Source organism: Paraglaciecola psychrophila 170, assembly GCF_000347635.1.
Classification (GTDB): Bacteria; Pseudomonadota; Gammaproteobacteria; order Enterobacterales; family Alteromonadaceae; genus Paraglaciecola; species Paraglaciecola psychrophila.
Genome location: NC_020514.1, coordinates 1,736,490 through 1,753,042, shown reverse-complemented (window position 1 = coordinate 1,753,042; position 16,553 = coordinate 1,736,490). Strand labels below are relative to the sequence as shown.

11 protein-coding genes and 1 pseudogene are annotated in these 16,553 nt (G+C 39.4%); 6 read left to right on the top strand and 6 right to left on the bottom strand.

The genetic code is table 11. The annotated features are described in order from the left end of the window. Positions 1 to 17 precede the first annotated feature (17 nt). Positions 18 to 2,214 (bottom strand): annotated as a pseudogene (gene malQ / locus C427_RS07605) (4-alpha-glucanotransferase). A 307-nt stretch (positions 2,215 to 2,521) separates the two neighbouring features. Here malQ and gap point away from each other — a divergent pair. Both gap and C427_RS07595 read left to right on the top strand, forming a co-directional pair. Continuing rightward, entirely contained in the window at positions 2,522 to 3,517 is a 996-nt protein-coding gene (gene gap, locus C427_RS07600; protein ID WP_007637566.1) for a type I glyceraldehyde-3-phosphate dehydrogenase, read from the top strand. Positions 3,518 to 3,623: 106 nt separating this feature from the next. Continuing rightward, a complete protein-coding gene (locus tag C427_RS07595) occupies positions 3,624 to 4,463 on the top strand; it encodes a D-hexose-6-phosphate mutarotase (RefSeq protein ID WP_007637564.1) in 840 nt (279 codons plus the stop codon). A gap of 736 nt (positions 4,464 to 5,199) precedes the next feature. Here C427_RS07595 and C427_RS07590 read toward each other — a convergent pair. From C427_RS07590 to C427_RS07580, 3 genes are all read right to left on the bottom strand, one after another. Beyond that, positions 5,200 to 5,796: an HD domain-containing protein gene (locus tag C427_RS07590; RefSeq protein ID WP_007637561.1), complete on the bottom strand. Its 597-nt coding sequence runs from the start codon at positions 5,794 to 5,796 to the stop codon at positions 5,200 to 5,202. A 490-nt stretch (positions 5,797 to 6,286) separates the two neighbouring features. Beyond that, positions 6,287 to 8,404: a polyribonucleotide nucleotidyltransferase gene (gene pnp, locus C427_RS07585; RefSeq protein ID WP_007637558.1), complete on the bottom strand. Its 2,118-nt coding sequence runs from the start codon at positions 8,402 to 8,404 to the stop codon at positions 6,287 to 6,289. Between the two features lie 1,505 nt (positions 8,405 to 9,909). After that, positions 9,910 to 10,713: an adenylate/guanylate cyclase domain-containing protein gene (locus C427_RS07580; protein WP_007637555.1), complete on the bottom strand. Its 804-nt coding sequence runs from the start codon at positions 10,711 to 10,713 to the stop codon at positions 9,910 to 9,912. 747 nt (positions 10,714 to 11,460) lie between these two features. Between C427_RS07580 and C427_RS07575 the strand changes: the two genes are divergently transcribed. Continuing rightward, positions 11,461 to 12,720: a serine hydrolase domain-containing protein gene (locus tag C427_RS07575; protein ID WP_007637552.1), complete on the top strand. Its 1,260-nt coding sequence runs from the start codon at positions 11,461 to 11,463 to the stop codon at positions 12,718 to 12,720. A 534-nt stretch (positions 12,721 to 13,254) separates the two neighbouring features. Here the strand turns inward: C427_RS07575 and C427_RS07570 are convergent. Both C427_RS07570 and C427_RS28780 read right to left on the bottom strand, forming a co-directional pair. Further along, positions 13,255 to 13,560 (bottom strand): EAL domain-containing protein, encoded by a 306-nt coding sequence (locus tag C427_RS07570; protein ID WP_007637550.1) that lies wholly within the window; start codon positions 13,558 to 13,560, stop codon positions 13,255 to 13,257. Between the two features lie 36 nt (positions 13,561 to 13,596). Then, complete coding sequence (locus C427_RS28780; protein WP_081588999.1) at positions 13,597 to 13,761, bottom strand: EAL domain-containing protein; 165 nt, start codon at positions 13,759 to 13,761, stop codon at positions 13,597 to 13,599. 313 nt (positions 13,762 to 14,074) lie between these two features. Here C427_RS28780 and C427_RS07565 point away from each other — a divergent pair, with 313 nt between their 5' ends. From C427_RS07565 to C427_RS07550, 3 genes are all read left to right on the top strand, one after another. Further along, positions 14,075 to 14,359 (top strand): hypothetical protein, encoded by a 285-nt coding sequence (locus C427_RS07565; protein WP_007637548.1) that lies wholly within the window; start codon positions 14,075 to 14,077, stop codon positions 14,357 to 14,359. Positions 14,360 to 15,148: 789 nt separating this feature from the next. Beyond that, a complete protein-coding gene (locus C427_RS07555; protein WP_226991125.1) occupies positions 15,149 to 15,766 on the top strand; it encodes a hypothetical protein in 618 nt (205 codons plus the stop codon). A 384-nt stretch (positions 15,767 to 16,150) separates the two neighbouring features. Beyond that, positions 16,151 to 16,525 (top strand): hypothetical protein, encoded by a 375-nt coding sequence (locus tag C427_RS07550; protein ID WP_007637543.1) that lies wholly within the window; start codon positions 16,151 to 16,153, stop codon positions 16,523 to 16,525. The last annotated feature ends 28 nt before the right edge of the window (positions 16,526 to 16,553 follow it).

Sequence of the window (16,553 nt, the reverse complement as noted above, 5' to 3'; positions counted from 1 at the left end):
GTGAGCCACTTTCTATTTTACTTAGAGGCCTGTAGTCGTGCCTCGGTTAAATTTGCCGCTAGTTGATTTAATGAACTGTCATTAAAAATGTCTTGCAAATTGCGTGTTAACTTACGTTGCCAGTTCGGATATTCTTTAAACGTACCAGGAATATTAACTGGTTTATCCATTTCTAACCAATCTTCTAACTGTAAGCTTAACAGCGCACTTGAACCACCGGCCATATGTAGCTGCATTCCAAAGTTTAACGCTTTACTCATATCCACATTATGCACGTCACGACCCACCTCGTCATTAATCGAATGATGGCCATGTAAAGTATCTAAAATGGACTGCTTGTTTTCATGTCTACTGGTATATAAAGTACTTAAAATTTCTTCAGTGGGATACAACCCCAATTCTTTACCTAATACCAAATCATCACAATGCCAGTAACCCGTTAAGGTAGGCATATCATGGGTGGTGAGGGTCGACATAGATTGTTCAGGATAATGAGCAGGCGAGAAAAACCCGCCGTCTGGTGCTTGTTCAAAAAAGAACACCCGATAAGAATACACGCCATTGTCTGCTAATTTAGTCCTTATTTCATCAGGTACAGTACCTAAGTCTTCACCAATCACCAAACTTTGGTGCCTGTGACTTTCTAACGCTAAAATAGCCAATAGATCATCCACCGGATAATACACATAGCCGCCTTCTTTGGCACTATCACCCTTGACCACCCACCATAATCTCAATAATGCCATCACGTGATCAATTCGTAACGCACCAGTGGCCCGCATATTGGCATCAAATAATTCAATAATAGGCTGATACTGTTGTTCGTAGAGTTTTTCAGGATCCATGGGGGGCAACCCCCAAGTTTGTCCTAATGGGCCTAATATATCTGGAGGAGCGCCTACGCTTGCGTCTGTGCAGTACAGTTCTTTATTGCCCCAAATTTCTGCGCTACCTTCACTGACACCCACCGCCAAATCGCGGTATAAGCCAATCAACATATCATTTTTTTTGTGCCACTAGATTGACTTGCTCAAGTTGCAATGACGCATGCCATTGTAGCCATAAGAAAAACTTGACTCGTTTAGCATTTTTCTTTGTGAAAGTTTTCACTGCTGGGTTATGAAAATCTGAAAATTCTTTTGGAAAAACAGGCCAACCCCAAGAAGGCTTTTCTTGTGTAGCGAGGCTCTCTTGCAACGCGTCGTATACGGCCAAAGTCTGCAAGCTATCACCCCCTTCAGCTACAAAGGCTTTAAATACCTTATTCAATTTAGTGTTTTTAGACAGATATTGGCTATTTTGATATTCAAACACTGATTCTAATGCCTGTAATTTTAGCGCCGTAACTGTCTCATAATCAACTAAATTAGAGGCCCTGACCTGCTGCAGTTTATACTGAAAACTGACGTCATTCACTATGCTCTGAGTACTGGCTTGCTGATAACCATCCAGAGCAGTCACATCAATATATATAAAGTTTAACCAGCGCCGAGAAGAAGGTCCATATGGACTGCAAGCATTAGCATTAGCCGGATACAAAGCATGAATCGGATTTAGTCCAACAAACTGCGCACCTTGTTTGGCCAACATTTCAACTAAAAAGGATAAGTCAGAAAAATCCCCCACTCCCCAATTGTGCTCACTGCGCAAACAGTACAGCTGAACACTTAATCCCCAGACCTTTTGACCTTGAGTCAGTGTCTCAGGTTTAAAGCACGAAGACGGAGCAATAATAAGTCGCATACTACCCAGCTCATCGTCATCTATCACCAAGGACAAAGTGTGGTATCCCAATGGTAATGTAATCGGAATATCGATGAGATATTCCTGAAACTCAATGTCTTCGATATGCACTACATTTGCCAATTGGCCATCGATGGGTACAAACTGATGCTGTATGACTTCACCTAGCTCTGTATTTATCTGAGCCACATATTCGTCTGTTACTAGTTCGATGGGAAGACGCACTACAATTTGCAAATGTTCTTCGATGCGGAAAACTTGCACAGGGTTCAGTACAGATAACCAGGTCTTATTGCTATTGTCTTGAACTTGTTTTAGTAACAGTTCTGGCTTATCAACCTGATATCCCATTGCTGAAAGCAGCTTAGTTTTTGTTTCAGACGCTATAGTTGTGGGGCGACCCCAAGCATCGTTATAGTTAGATTCAATTCCACGATATTCCACCAACTGTTCAAGTAACGAAGTCGTCATTAAAATTTAATTCCTATGCAATTTGACCAGGGCCCATTGACCTTTCATATTTACCCCAATATTAGAGGAAATAGATAACAATAATGTATCGCTATTTGTATCCGCTATTATCAGCGAAAACACTTCGTTGTTGATAATGAATACGTTTGCAATGACCATATTGTAATTTAATAACATATTACCGTGAATATTTTGCCTTATTCAGCTATTTAGTCCATAATTTTGTAATTAAATTTCAGAAGGGTGTTATCACCTTTCGTAATTACCTTATTTTAACAACCAGTTAAAAAAGCTTAGGAGATTAAAGATGACAACAAAAGTAGGTATCAATGGCTTCGGCCGAATCGGTCGATTTGTACTCCGTGCTGCATTTGAACGCAACGACATTGACATAGTCGGGATTAACGACTTGCTAGATGCAGATTATATGGCGTATATGCTTAAATATGATTCTACACATGGCAAGTTTAACGGTACTGTTGAAGTGGCAGACGGTCAATTAGTTGTCAATGGTAAAACTATCCGAGTAACTTCGCAGCGCGATCCAGCAGACTTAGCCTGGGATGCGATTGGTGCAGAAGTAGTAGTTGATGCGACTGGTTTATTTTTGACGGATGAAACTGCACGTAAACACATTCAAGCAGGTGCTAAAAAAGTCGTACTTTCTGCACCGTCTAAAGATGCAACGCCGATGTTTGTTATGGGTGTTAACCATAATGAGTATGCAGGACAAGACATCGTATCCAATGCATCATGTACTACTAACTGCTTAGCGCCTTTAGCAAAAGTACTGAACGATAATTTTGGTATTGTTGATGGCTTGATGACAACAGTACATGCGACTACCGCAACACAAAAAACAGTTGATAGCCCATCGGCTAAAGATTGGCGTGGTGGTCGTGGTGCGTCTCAAAATATTATTCCTTCATCTACTGGTGCAGCTAAAGCAGTAGGTAAAGTTATCCCTGAGCTTAATGGCAAGTTAACCGGAATGGCTTTTCGCGTGCCAACAGCTGATGTCTCAGTGGTAGACTTGACCGTAAATTTAGCCAAACCAGCCACGTATGCTGAAATTTGTGCAGCTATGAAAGCCGCTTCTGAAGGTGATATGAAAGGTGTTTTGGGTTACACCGAAGATGCGGTGGTTTCACAAGACTTCATTGGTGATGTTCGCACCTCAATATTTGATGCCACAGCCGGTATTGCATTAACGGATACATTTGTAAAATTAGTGGCTTGGTATGACAACGAAATCGGCTACTCAAATAAAGTACTAGATCTGGTTGCCCACATCAGCAAATAAATACTTTGACACATTAACTCTCAATAGAGAGTTAATGTGGTTACACAAATATGTTAAAAAGGCGTCTATCTAAGTCGCCTTTTTTGATTCACCACAGAGAACTCACATGCTACCGACTGATTCAACAACCATCATAACTCGAGATAACATTCAGCTTTTACATATTGAGAACGCGTTTGCCTACGCTGAAATATCTTTATTTGGTGGACATATTTTAAGTTTCAAACCCAAACATGACCACAGAGAACGTTTGTGGGTAAGCCAACACGCTTTTTTCGACGCTAAAAAACCAATTCGAGGTGGTATACCTGTTTGCTGGCCTTGGTTTGGTCCTCATAAATCCAAGACTAATCTAGCAGCGCACGGTTATGTGCGCACCCAAACATGGCAAATTATCAGTTGCGAAGAAACAAGAACGGGCACAACCGTTACCCTAAAACCACACACTAGCAAAGGCGATGGATTTGAAGGTGACGTGCAACTCGTTTTAGTGGTGCATGTTGAACAACAGTTAACGATACAATTGTGTACCACCAACCTTGGTGATACTCCTTTAACCTATAACAGCGCGTTACATAGTTACTTTGCTATTTCTGATATAAAGCAATGTGAGTTGTTAGGTTTGTCTAAAAAATACTCAGATAAAACTCGTGGTTATCAAATATTGGATACACCCCAAGCATACAAGTTCAACGAAGAAACAGACAGAGTACATCAGGAGCAGCCAAAAACCTTGACGATTGCAGATGGTGAAATTAAGACTGATATAATGTCATCAGGCCACGACAGCATAGTTGTATGGAACCCATGGCAAGAAAAATCTATTAGTATGGGGGATATGTCAGATGATGGTTATCTTACGATGTTATGTGTTGAAACAGCAATAACCCAAGGTCAAGACGTGGCGCCTAACACCACTCATGTGCTGCAGCAAATCATTCAATAGTCGCGTTTCGACAATTAAAATTAACCATATTATTTTTTACGTTGCCTCAACATGATTAGCCTAGTTTTTATTTGACTTATATCTAAGGCTTTGATGTAAGAAACCGACACTTGTGTTTTACAAGCCTGCGCGTCTTGTAGACTTATAATCTAGTCCTCGTTCATTAAGGTTTTAATTGTCAATAATTTTTGCTGATTTGCTTCGGTAACTTCCGCTGCCAATCTTAAGACCTATTCCATTAGATCGTTAAGTACTTAAACCTCATTCACCAGTCCCCTCTGTTTTGCTTTCTCATCTCGGCAGTACTCACCATGGAAGAGTGACAATATTTAGCCTTAGATGGGGTAGATACCGCAGAAATAGATTATTGTGTCAGCCAACACTAATTGCAAAACAATCCTAAATTTAAGCAAATTGAATTTACCCCAAAGTTGCCTAAATTCAGTGGTAGAATTTAAATTACCAACCTTCAGCCAAGCTTGGTTAATTGACGAATTTAACGATTACTTAAGATCACAGCCGCAAATGATAAAAAATTTAAACTACAGTGTAGTTTTCCCGAGCCTGAGTTGATTTTACAAAAACTTAAATAACAACACGTCTTAAGTAATCCCTTCCAGAGCGGTCGACTGCGTGTTTTTATTTTGGTCTGATTTCATCTAAAATCACACTAAACGCGGTTAATCGACTGATTATTTTACGCTGTAATTAACTTTGAACGTTGCTTTAAGGGGCTTTAAGCGCCTTTGATCATCGCTGCTTTGTAGATACTTTTAAGCGGACGAGCAAAAATTTCCATGACCATGGGTTCAAAGAACTCTATTGCCAAGGTGTCATATTCGGGATCAAAAGCAGGGCAATCGTATTTTTCAATAAATTCCTCGGTTGCAGTAAAATACTCATGTCCTCGAAATTGTTCACGCATGTCAGGGTCGAGTCCAATATGATGAAAGAAGTTCTTCCCCTGAAAAATACCATGATGTTGCACAATCCAGTGCAACTCTTCTGATACAAAAGGCTTAATAATTGCGGCAGCAATATCGGGGTGATTATATGCCCCTAGAGTATCACCAATGTCGTGAAGCAAGGCCATGACAACATAATCCACTGCTCGTCCATCACGGTATGCTCGAGTCGCAGTTTGTAAACAGTGGGTAAGCCGGTCTACCGGGAAACCACCATAATCGCCATCTAGCAGGCGAAGGTGCTCAAGTACACGCTGCCCACCGTTTGCAGCAAATGGGGTCTGTTCTTTTATAATAATTGCCCAGTCTTCTGCTGTACTTTGTGCCATATCGCTAAACGCGGCATGCTTGCTTGTAGCTTTGTCCATTTACTTTCTCCAAACGAATAGATTTAGAATACTAGCACTACTATTTATAGAAACAAGCGTTGCAGCCTCATCTGTTTTTCTGGAATGAATCTTAAATAGCTAGGTTATTACGTCTCGATTTTTTGGTGCTGTTATTAAATGTATGTAGCTATGATTGAGAGGATAATTAATTTTTCAGGCTGTACAACTATCAAGTATTGAGCGACATTCTTGCCAATTATTATATGAAGAGCTGCAAGCTAAGAGGAAAAGTGAGTTGCTCTATGTAACGGCGTCAATAAACGCAATAAATCACACTCTTTATAACAATAACAATAACAATAACAATAACAATAACTTTAAATGTTTGTTTTAGGTTGTTCAAGCATATTGACAGCAAGCCACTAACAGCCATAGCAGCACCAATAAACATTTGGAAAAGTTCAATTTTTTTGCAATAAAAAAGGAGCCTTTCGGCTCCTTTTTTAACAGTTAGACATGAGTCAACTGATTATTCATTACCTTCAGCAGCTTCTGGAGCAGCCGGTTTCTCAGTCAAATCTTTGATACTCAAACGTATACGATTCTGACGGTCAATTTCAACAACCTTAACGTCTAGCACTTGGCCTTCTTCTAAGAAGTCAGAAACCTTATTAACACGTTCGTGAGCGATTTGTGAAATATGTACTAGGCCTTCTTTACCAGGTAAAATTTCAACAAACGCACCAAAATCAACGATACGCGTTACTTTACCAGAGTAAGTTTTACCCGACTCCACTTCAGCAGTGACTTGCTCAATCTTAGCAATAGCAATTTGCGCTTTAGCTAGTTCAGTTGCAAAAATCTTAACCGTACCGTCATCTTCGATTTCGATATTACATTCAGATGCTTCAGTAATAGCACGGATCATCGCGCCACCTTTACCAATTACGTCACGAATTTTGTCTTTATCTACTTTCATTTTATAGATGCGCGGAGCGAACTCAGACATCTCTTCACGGTGACCAGAAATCGCTTGGTCCATCACGCCTAGAATATGCAAACGCGCTTCTTTAGCTTGTTTTAAAGCAACCTGCATGATTTCTTGAGTGATACCTTCGATTTTGATATCCATTTGTAAAGCAGTAATACCATTAGTAGTACCTGCCACTTTAAAGTCCATATCGCCTAAGTGATCTTCATCACCCAAAATGTCAGATAGAACCACAAAGTTTTCGTCATCTTTCACTAAGCCCATTGCAATACCCGCAACAGAAGCTTTAATAGGAACACCCGCATCCATCAATGCTAAAGACGTACCACAAACAGACGCCATTGAAGACGAACCATTTGATTCAGTGATTTCAGACACAACACGTACCACATATGGGAAATCTTGCTCAGACGGCATAACCGCTTGAATCCCACGTTTAGCTAGACGACCATGGCCGATTTCGCGACGCTTAGGAGAACCCACAAAACCAGTCTCGCCTACACAGTAAGGAGGAAAGTTGTAATGTAACATGAAGCGACTGTCTGTTTTACCACTAAGACCGTCAATCATCTGCGCGTCACGCTCTGTACCAAGGGTGGCAGCAACGATTGCTTGAGTTTCACCACGAGTGAACAAAGCAGAACCGTGAGTACGTGGCAACAAACCAGTGGCAACGTTAAGGGCACGGATCATCGCAGGATCACGACCATCAATACGAGGCTGACCAGCAAGAATACGTGAACGTACTACGTCACTTTCAAGGGTATGCATCATTTCAGATACTTCTTTGGCGTTTTGCTCTGCATCGCCAGCAACGATAGTTTCGACTGTTTGACTAGTCAAAGCGTTGATTGCGTCTTTACGCTCCATCTTGTCAGAGATCTGGTAGGCTTCTGTCATGCCAGCTTCAGCTAATTCTTTTACTTTGGTTTTAAGCGCAGTGTTTTCTGGAACGCCTTGCCAATTCCACGAAGGTGTATTCACCTCAGCAGCAAATTCAGCTATTGCACCGATAACGGTTTGTAATTGCTCGTGACCATACATAACAGCACCAAGCATCACTTCTTCAGATAAAATATCAGCTTCAGATTCAACCATCAATACTGCGTTTTTAGTACCAGCAACCACTAGGTCTAACTGACTAGCTTCAAGTTCAGAAGTACGGGTATTTAATACATATTTCTCATCAGTGTAACCCACGCGCGCCGCACCGATAGGACCATTAAATGGCATACCAGAGATAGCTAGAGCGGCAGACGCACCGATAAGAGAAATAATGTCAGTTGGGATTTCAGGGTTAGCTGAAACAACAGTGATGATAATTTGCACTTCGTTCATAAACCCATTTGGGAATAAAGGACGAATTGGACGGTCAATCAAACGAGACGTGAGTGTTTCGTATTCAGAAGGACGGCCTTCACGCTTGAAGAATCCACCAGGAATTTTACCAGCAGCGTAAGTTTTTTCTTGATAGTTAACTGTCAATGGGAAGAAGTCTTGACCAGGCTTAGTATCTTTTTTACCAACAACAGAAACCAATACACAAGTATCATCCATACTTGCCATTACAGCTGCGGTGGCTTGACGAGCGATTACGCCCGTTTCTAGAGTAACAGTATGCTGACCATACTGAAAAGTTTTAGTGATAGGAGTCATTTTTTTCCTTTAAATAATTTTCAAATTGTCCCACTTAGGACAATACTCTTTTTGCTTTCTATATATATCGCTTTCAAATGCGGCGCATAGTGTATACCCAAATAACTTCAAAATACACATTTCAGGATGAATTTTAAGGGATTAAAAGATGGTGAAAATTTGTTAATTGGGTTTGAATCAAAAATAGCCATCACAGGGCCTGACGGCTGGAGTAAATTCCTTTAAGAACCACTGGAAAGGTTCATAAATCATACATTTAATTGATCTGGGTATAATTGTTTTTTTTGAAAAACAGTCTATGGAATGGGAGTATGATTATGGGTTTTTACGTTCGTCTACAGATAAGAAAATTTACTTTCAGTGACAACTTTAATTATATACCCCGTGGACAAATGGAAACAATCGTAGCTAATTGCCACATATTTGCTAATTATTAATAAATCACTAACATGGACTCTTAGATTAGTGTCTTAACCACTATCATTTTCTTTAATTTCAGGCTGCCCCCAAGCAAGTCTTCATCACACACAATATCAGTGTTGATAAATTTTTTATTTTTGTATGTCAAACATCAAATAGGCATACCTGCCCGTGACCTCGGCGATAATTTTGTATACTTCAATCCAAGCCTTCCAGACCTCTGACATAAAATTATTGCCTATGTCTTTTTTTAAGGCATACAATATCGCGTTGCCTATTGTGGGGTATAGTCATTGACACTGACGCGATAGCCTAATAGCGTTTGGTTAATTCCTGCAAAATCCCTACCAAGCCATTAATATCATCTAGACTTTTACAGCAACATTAATGTTGCCGTTACAGCTGCGGACAGTATTTTAGCGAAACTCTGCTGTACCAATAATTGTTGTCGACGGTGTTGGGCAAAAGAGGCTTCCTACTAATACAAATTTCACGCAACTTTGGGCTCTCTCATTGAGCCTCGACAACATTGAGCATTGTTATGAACTGAGTATAAGAAAGATGCCTAAATTTATGAGCTATCAATATTTCACTTCAGGAGAAAGATATTACATATCAAGCATTATTAAATAATAAAACACCTAATTTCACCTACTGACTTTTGTTAACTTGAACTCACAATAAAAGGACCGCCATAAAAACAAGTCGAATAAATGCATTTCATTGCACTTTTTATGATCAGTTTCAGTCAATATATTGAGGGTTTTACAAGCAGCCGGCTATCTTTCCAACCAAAGCCGAAAACTGGCATCTACGTTTTCTTTGGTACACTATTCTACATAAACAGTTAGAGTCGCTTAAGAAAGAAAGTTTGTTATGCTCCAACCTAGTAAAAACATTTACCTTCAAAACTCTCAACACAATTTGTCTAAATCATGAGGTCTTCAATTTGCGACTGGCTGCACATTAAACATCCCTAGGGCAGATGATTTTCTGTAGTTCGACAAGGTTTGTCATTTTTATGAAGATCACTTTGTTATATTTAACTACGATAATTTACAAAACTTATATTCTAGATTGATTATTTAACTAATGAAACTTCCAGTTATCTGAAGATTCAGATTGCTCCACCATCGATGGCGAAATAAATAACGCATCCGATTTTTCAGGTGGCGAAGGCCTCTCAATTGAAAAGTTACCGGCGAGAGTTTGCCAAAATCACAAACATTGCACTTGCGGATCTCGTGCTCGTCGAAAAGCGAGGTGGTCTCAATCAAGCCACTGCAATTGGGGCATAAATCGTGACTGGGCTCATTGTATAATTTTGGGGTAGCATGAACTAGGTTGAACTGTTCTCCCTCATAGCCTTTTATTGAATTTAATGAAGTTTTGGGAGTCAGCTTAAAGTTCGTTATAGCCCCCTTGTTCTCGAGATAGAAACCTTGATCGGCACAGATTGAATTAGTCTCTGCTAAGCTACAAAAACGCGATGCCAAGTTAACTGTGTCCCCCATCGCTGTGCAGTGACGAAACTCTTTGCATGGAAAGTAACCCAGCGAAGCAAATCCCGTTTGAACGCCAATGCAAATATTAAATGAGCTTCGCCAATTCTTCTTGTAGAACATGTCTTTCTTCTCTCTCATCTCAAGAATTTTATAAGCCGCATCAATAAACCTTTTTTGACTGTCTTTGGCATCGCAAAAAGCCATCAGCCCATCGCCTAGGTAGGCGCCAACTTTGACATCGTGAACGGTGAGAATGAGACTAGTTTCTGTTAAAAAATCAGCCATTATGTCAATAACATTCTGGTAATCTAAGCGGGATTTTTTATAACTTGAATCTTGGATATCGACAAAAATGCAGGTAATCTCTTGGCGAATGCGTCTCATTTTATGACCTCCAGACAATTTTGTGCGCTGCTGCGCTGGAAGTTACAACTACACGAATTACTCAGACTGCCGAATCCATCCTGAAGAATTAATGTTTTCCTTTAATCCATTATCTTTAACCAAGTAAAATGAAAATAGCACTACTAAAGAATTAATAAGTACTCTTTAAAACACTGCATCATATGCGCCAAAATAAAAAACTATTTATTTTTCATGGTTTAAGTGTTTTTAATAAAATTACTTTACTCATTATTGTAAAAAAAGCTGACACAAATCACCACGGTTTATCAATTGAGTAAAGGTATAATAAAATGTCATTTCTCAAACTAATGACATAACCATCCTAAAAATACAGCCACTGCAATTTCCATTTTTAAAATTTCAAAAAAAATAGGCTTATTTTGGGGCAAATGGCACGACGTCATTTGAGCGAAATATGAAACAGCTTTATCTGGCCTTTGTGTAAAGTCGGGCGCCAAATGTGCAGGTGGTTCTTGATAAAAAGAGTCGCAGGCTGAAGTGATTCAAGTCAAAAACGCTCATGCGGACGCCTTTCGGGAAAATGGCGCGAAACCTGCCTTTAAATCTTATTAAACTCCACACGAACAAAAACATTGATTGATAAATCAATGTTTTTGTTCGCACTTTAAAGATAACCCCCCATATGCACCACAATCATTTTAATCAACTTGCCCCCATCTCAACTCTGGTTAAACTACTTCTTCTTATAAAATATTAAGGGATGTTATGAAGTTTATTCTTAGTTTAATGGTTTGCTTTACGTTGATGGCTTGCCAGTCAACAGTGGTCGACGCTAAAAACACAGCAAACGCAGCAGAATCAGTAGGATTTTCATCACAACGCCTAGATAGAATTGCTCCCGCCATGCAACGTTATATCGACCAAGGAAAGCTAGCAGGCACCCTCACTTTAGTCGCCCGAAATGGCAAGATTGTTTACTTAAATGCTCAAGGTATGCAAGATAAAGAAGCTGGCATTGCCATGACTGAAGACACCATTTTCAGAATTTATTCAATGACTAAACCGGTGACTGCAGTAGCTGCTATGACCCTTTGGGAACAAGGCAAATTTCATATGTTTGACCCCATTGCTAAGTACTTACCTGAACTTGCCAATATGAAAGTCTATGTCAGTGGATCAGGTGATGACATGATAGTAGAAGATGCTAAGTCACCTATCCGTATTATTGACCTGTTTATGCATACGTCTGGTTTTAGCTACGGTTTTAGCAATAGTGAAGTCGACAAGCTGTATCAAAAAATGCTGTCTAAACCTGACGAGTTGAATCGCGATAATATATTAACTAAATTTGCCGAATTACCTCTGACTCATCAACCTGGCACTGCTTGGAATTATGGTGTTTCTACCGATATAATTGGCTTCTTAGTTGAAAAACTCAGTGGTAAAAAACTGGGAGAATACATGCAAGAAACGATATTTAGCCCCCTGGGAATGAAGGACACAGGTTTTTATGTACCTGCGGATAAAGTTGACAGACTCACGCAAATCTATACTGCTGACAAAACAGGTCAAACTATCGTCATGGAAAAGGAACCCGTGGGTGATTTTATGAGCGACCCCAAAATCCATAATGCGGGTGGCGGTTTAGTCTCTACCATGCAAGATTATTTTACCTTTGCACAAATGATGCTTAATGGAGGCGAAATTAATGGTGTGAGGATCTTAGGCAGGAAAACGGTTGAATATATGAGCAGTAACCATTTGCCCAAAAATTTAATACCTTACAGTAAAACGTCTCAAGGTGAGGGATATGGTCTTGCGATGTCCGTCACAGTAGATCCTGAAATGACTGGTTTTATGACGTCTAAAGGAGACTTTGGTTGGGGTGGTGCAGCATCAACTTACTTTAGAGTCGACCCAGAAGAGCAAATTTTGATGATCTCCATGGCGCAATTTGTACCTATTGGTTTTCACCGTTATCACGATGATTTTAGAAATTTAGTTTATCAAGCGTTGATAGATTAAATAATTATTAACATACGCTTTTTCATAAGTGCAAATTGATGGTTAAGCGACCCAATATTAATACTTTTTAGTATTTTGTTGTTGATGTTTTTACAAGAAACACCAAGCCCACTTAAAGTGGGCTTTTTTATAATAGTCAGAGGGTTTTGCATATCAATAGCAAATATGTGGTACCGGACCATGCCATAAAAATTATCAGTCTAGCTTTTCAGACATTAGCGACGTAAACTTTTATTTTATAACAAACCATCACTTCATCACTTACTTTTTTAAATATAGCTATATCTTGAGGCGTTCAATAAAACACTTTTTAAAAATCGTGGATATCCGTTAAACGCTCATTAAAAGATATTTTGCTGGTATTTAGCTAATATGTTTTATGTATCGAAGTAACCACACTGCAAAATATCGGCTGAAATTAGTTTATAACATCAGCCCACTAAGTGAATGTGACTAAAACTGAATAGCTTGATAGTTCTGAATAAAAGAAAACGCAGCTGCAGCTGGCACTGGCACTGGCACTGGACGACAAAATTAATAGCCTTGAAGCACGTCGCAACCGTTGTCAGGAAGATATTTAGCCTGCTCCTTTGCTTCCACTCCTTCAGCAACAAAGCGTAAACCTAAATCGTGACTTAGTGATATTGCGGTTTTACAAATTTTGGTGTCATCAATATCTTTCTCTAAGTTGTCAATAAAAGACTTACCTAGCTTGTGAGTTTGTATAGGCAGGTTTTTTAAATATGATAGCGCTGTCAACATTGTACTTATGACCAATAACTTCAACTCAGCCACAAACAGTTTGTCCTCGATTTGCTTGGCAGATAAATTAAGAGCCATTTTAATGTGCACTTCATAGACACTCAACCACTCACTTCATTGTATGAATGGGGTTTCAATGACCCAGCCCCCTAATTCATAAATTAATCCTCTCTCTTGTGCAAGGGCAATAAATTTTTCAGGCGACATAAATCCTAATGTTGAGTTATTCCAGCGTATTAGCGCTTCAACCCAAAACTGTTTTGTACTACCTAAATATATTTGAGGTTGATATGGTTATGACGTTGATAAAAAAACGCCATTCGAACAGCCAGAGCATAAACCGGCACAGGCCCCTTCTCCTTCTATACCTTTGCAAGTAATAGGTTCACAAAATCAGCTTGCCGCTTTTGATGAGCCTGCGATTAGTTCCCATACTGACTCCGTCGCCAAACCTTCTTATATTGTTTATCTGTTAAAAGAAACCACTACTCTAGGATTAAGCCTCTTATCTCCAATCACTAAGTTTGTTTCGCCATTACTGAATCTATACCAACACTATCAAGCCAAAGGCTAAGGGCCAATATTTGTATTTATGCTAATTGGCATTGCTCTTTTAGTGAGTGGTTTTGGTTATTTAGCTCAGTTACTTGTCGGCGAACTAGGTGCTGGCAGCAAATCTTTGTTGCTGTTGGTGATCGCTATTGGCGTCACCTTCGGCGGTGTATATTTAGCTAAACGTCAACAATACCCTGAAATTAGCTCTGCTATTGTCAGCTTAAGGCTATTACTGAATTTTGTGACGGTTTATGTGGCGGGAAGTTTTTATCAACTATTGCCAGACTGGATGGTGCTACTCAGTTATATTGTTATTGCTTGAACGGGTTTTATTTTAGCTAATAAATTAGATACAAAAATTGTCAGTGCATTGGCGGTTATCGGCGGTGAGGCTGTTCCGCTGATTTCACAATTGGATCAACTAGGCACCAGTTACTAACTAATTGGTTTAGGTTTTGCTCGCTAGCCTATACCAAGCCACGGATAAAAACTGGCAATGGCTGGGGTTTGTAAGCGTATTGATTGCTTATGGTTGTATAGAATTCCTCTTACTAACTGGCACTACCACACACATTTTAGGTTTTTTTAGCCAAGGCTTTTATTGTGCGTATTTGCTATATCTCTGTACATTACTGAACAAACAAAGTGCACACTCAAAAAGCAACATAATACTCACAGTCATAACGATTTTCGCTAATATTGATATGCTTTACCAATCAAATTTCACTAGTGAGTGAATATTACCTGCAATTGCCACCGTCAACGCTGTACTCAATGCTTTCTTATTACTCCAAGCTAAAACACAAAAACTCTATACCACCAGCTTGTATACTATGCTTGCTAGCGCATGGTTGTTAGTTGCAATAATCAGTAGCCTTGCACCTGATTATTGGGGCTTTGCCATTGGGCTGGAAGGACTATTTATTTTGCATATTGCCCTCAAAGAGAACTACTTTTCAGTACGAATTGAAGCATTTGGTCTTTTAATTTTTGCGATATTACACGCAGTTTTGCAATGTTTCCCTATTTCCCCGCCCCTGCACTGTTATCTTTAAAATGCACGTTAGTGGTTGCAAGTATTGGGGCGTTAATCTTCTGCTCAAGAAAGCTGTTGAGTCGTTTCTCCAGTGATATTAATCGGGAAGTAAAATTTAGTCACTTACTCAGACCAGCAGAATCAATTTGGATAAACATATTTGTGCTTTCACTGCTATGGGTTCAACTTGGCGTGTGGTCAGCCATGGCAATATTGCCATTACAAGTCATGTTGTTAACCAAAAGCTATCGTAGTGTGTGTAATACCACAGAGATAATGGTTTATGTAGCTGGCGCAGCTATATTCGCCATTTGTTTATTGGGCATAAACGAAGTGCAATCACTATCATTTAGAGAGTTACCCAACTATGCAAAAGTTGCCCTCTTATTAGCATTTGTCGAATGTTGGTTATTTGCTGAATATTACCGACGTATAGGCCGAGTGGGTGTTTTGGCTAAATTGGCTGAACAATTAAGACTGGGGTTTTACCTGATCATCCCCTTGGCATTCTTACCCTCAGTCCTGAAGCACTACATGGAACTTTCTGCTTTGGCTCTTTGGTGCTCTGCAATTATTGCTTATGGACTTGGGCGTGGAGTTAAACACCCTTTTATTCGCAAAGAAGCTTTCATTATTTTTGCAAGTGCCGCACTGTATAATCTAGTCTTTTATGTGGATGTTTATCACAGCTAACTTTTATTAACTTGCTTATCTACCTTATTTGGCCTAGGTATATTGAGTTATTTCTTACAAAGTACGTGCAAGCGCCATGTATCTTTATTAGACAAAAAGATTGCATCAATAAGCCTTTACTTTAAGGCAGCATGTATTGCATTTTATATAGGGCAATGGACTGATTTTTATATAGCCGGCGCATTAATTAACGGCTATATTTTTGTTTCAGCATTATGTTCACGGTTGCATCCAACGTTACTTGGAAACCGCACCACGTTCGGTTAACTTTGTTACTTTAGTTTACTCTGTTATTGGCTTGGCATCATCGCAGCAGGCAGTTTTAACATCATAAGCAGCAGCTTTGGGGGTTTATTAAGCTTAGTGATATCACTGACATTTTTAATGAAAGCAAAAGCGCTTAACAGACTGAATTTAAAGTTATTCACTGACAGCCAAACCGGCTATACCGTTCAGCATTTATTATTAGCAATCAGTGCTGCATTTTTATTAAGTGAATGGGAGCTGGCATTACTCATTAGCTTATGGCTAATACTGCAAGGCAGTTATCTATTCTTCACCCATAAACACAGTAAATTTATGGCAAAACTAGCCTTGGCGTTTATTTTTTTCGGACTCCTAAAGCTGGGTTTTATCGATACGACAAACATTTTGTTATGGCAAAAAGTCGCCCTAATGATTGGTATCGGTATATTTATGCTTGGGGCCGCGTTTACTCATCAAAAACAGCTTTCACAAGCAACTATATACCACCAATAATACTATCGGAGATTGGATTACAGAAAAT

Coding starts and splice junctions, on each gene's coding strand:
- gap (WP_007637566.1), top strand. CDS start 2,522: ATGACAACAAAAGTAGGTATCAATGGCTTCGGCCGAATCGGTCGATTT.
- C427_RS07595 (WP_007637564.1), top strand. CDS start 3,624: ATGCTACCGACTGATTCAACAACCATCATAACTCGAGATAACATTCAG.
- C427_RS07590 (WP_007637561.1), bottom strand. CDS start 5,796: ATGGACAAAGCTACAAGCAAGCATGCCGCGTTTAGCGATATGGCACAA.
- pnp (WP_007637558.1), bottom strand. CDS start 8,404: ATGACTCCTATCACTAAAACTTTTCAGTATGGTCAGCATACTGTTACT.
- C427_RS07580 (WP_007637555.1), bottom strand. CDS start 10,713: ATGAGACGCATTCGCCAAGAGATTACCTGCATTTTTGTCGATATCCAA.
- C427_RS07575 (WP_007637552.1), top strand. CDS start 11,461: ATGAAGTTTATTCTTAGTTTAATGGTTTGCTTTACGTTGATGGCTTGC.
- C427_RS07570 (WP_007637550.1), bottom strand. CDS start 13,560: ATGGCTCTTAATTTATCTGCCAAGCAAATCGAGGACAAACTGTTTGTG.
- C427_RS07565 (WP_007637548.1), top strand. CDS start 14,075: ATGCTAATTGGCATTGCTCTTTTAGTGAGTGGTTTTGGTTATTTAGCT.
- C427_RS07550 (WP_007637543.1), top strand. CDS start 16,151: ATGAAAGCAAAAGCGCTTAACAGACTGAATTTAAAGTTATTCACTGAC.